Origin of the sequence: Micromonospora solifontis (assembly GCF_003725545.1) — a bacterium.
In the GTDB taxonomy this organism is placed as follows: Bacteria; Actinomycetota; Actinomycetes; order Mycobacteriales; family Micromonosporaceae; genus Micromonospora; species Micromonospora solifontis.
Genome location: NZ_RJLN01000185.1, coordinates 1 through 1,694 on the forward strand (window position 1 = coordinate 1; position 1,694 = coordinate 1,694).

The window sequence follows — 1,694 nt, forward strand, 5'->3', positions numbered from 1 at the left end:
ATCCAACACATCCTCGCCCCCGTCCACTACGCCCACGGCATCACCACCCTCCACCACCAACACGGCGTCCGGACCTTCGTCGAACTCGGGCCGGACGCCACCCTCACCGCGTTGCACCAGCAGACGCTGACCGACGTCGTCGCCCTGCCCGCCCTGCACCGGGAGCGGCCCCACCAGCAGACGCTGCTCGCGACCGCGGCCGCCGCCGGCGGCCGCCCCGCCGACACCGGCGTCCACCTGGACCTGCCCACCTACCCGTTCCAGCACACCCGGCACTGGCTGGTGACCGGAGTCGCCGCCCGCCCGGCCGACCTGGGGCTGCGGCCGAGCGCGCATCCGCTACTCGGCGGGCGGCTCGACCTGGCCACCGACGCGCGGACGATTCTCACCGGGCGGCTGTCGCGGGCCACCCACCCGTGGCTGGTCGACCACACCATCGCCGGTCGGTGCCTGCTGCCGGCCACCGCCCTGGTGGACATGGTGCTGCACGCCGGTGCGACCGGCGGGCATCCGTACCTGGACGAGTTGACCCTGCACAGCCCGCTGGCGCTGGCCGCGGACGGTGCGGTGGAGGTGCAGGTCGTCCTCGCCGAGCCGACGGACGGACACCGGACGGTCGAGGTGCACTCCCGGCCCGCCGGCGAGGCCGACGCGCCGTGGACGAGGAACGCCGCGGGTCGGCTGACCACCACCGGGGCGGCCGACGCGGCGGAGTGGCCGGCCGCGTGGCCGCCCGCCGGCGCCGTCCCGCTGGACGTCGCCGGCCTGTACGACGAGCTGGCCGGACTGGGCTACCGGTACGGGCCGGCGTTCCAGGGCCTGCGCCGGGCATGGCGCTCCGGTGACGACCTGTACGCGGAGGTCACCCTGCCGGAGGCGGCCCGGGCGGACGTGGACCGGTTCGGCGTACACCCGGCGTTGCTGGACGCGGCGCTGCACGTCCTGGGGGTGACCGCCGACGTGCGGGACGGCGTGTGGCTGCCGTTCGTCTGGTCCGGGGTGCGGCTGCACGCGACCGGGGCGACGTCGTTGCGGGTCCGGCTGTCCCGCTCCGTGCCCGACCGCGCCGAACTGGCCGTGTACGACCCGGCCGGGCAGCCGGTGCTGGCGGCCCGATCGCTGGTGCTGCGGGAGATCCCGCGGGCGGACGCCGGGCGGACCGCGCCGCGGCTGGACCCGCAGTGGCTGCTGCACCTCGACTGGCCGGTCCTCGCCGGCGCCGAGGCGGCGGTCGACGCGGACGGCCGGGAGGACGTCCGCTTCGCCGCCTTCGCCGTCGACGAGGCCGGCCTGCTGCGCCGGGCCGTCCCGGCCGCGCCGGTCGTCGCGGGGCCCGGGGCGGTACGCGCCGCCGGCGCGGACGCCGTGCTGCTGCCGTGCTGGACCACCGGCGGCGCGGACGGCCAGGCGGCGGACGTCGACGTGCCGGGCGCGACGCACCGGTTGACGGAGTCGCTGCTGTCGCGGCTGCGGGAGTGGCTGGCCGACGAGGGGCTGGCCGGCACCCGCCTGGTGGTGCTGACCCGGGGTGCGGTGAGCACCGGGGTGGACGACCGGGTCACCGACCTGGCCGGGGCCGCCTGCTGGGGGCTGGTGCGCTCCAGCCAGACCGAGCACCCGGACCGGATCACCATCGTCGACCTCGACCCCACCGACCCCGGCGACCTGACCGAGCCGCTGGTCCGGGCGGTGGG

Annotated in this window: 1 protein-coding gene; it reads left to right on the plus strand. The window is 77.3% G+C overall.

Annotation, left to right across the window (positions count from 1 at the left end):
* Positions 1 to 1,694, plus strand: a 1,694-nt coding sequence (locus EFE23_RS27765; RefSeq protein ID WP_199737274.1) for a SpnB-like Rossmann fold domain-containing protein, incomplete at both ends; no start/stop codon positions are given.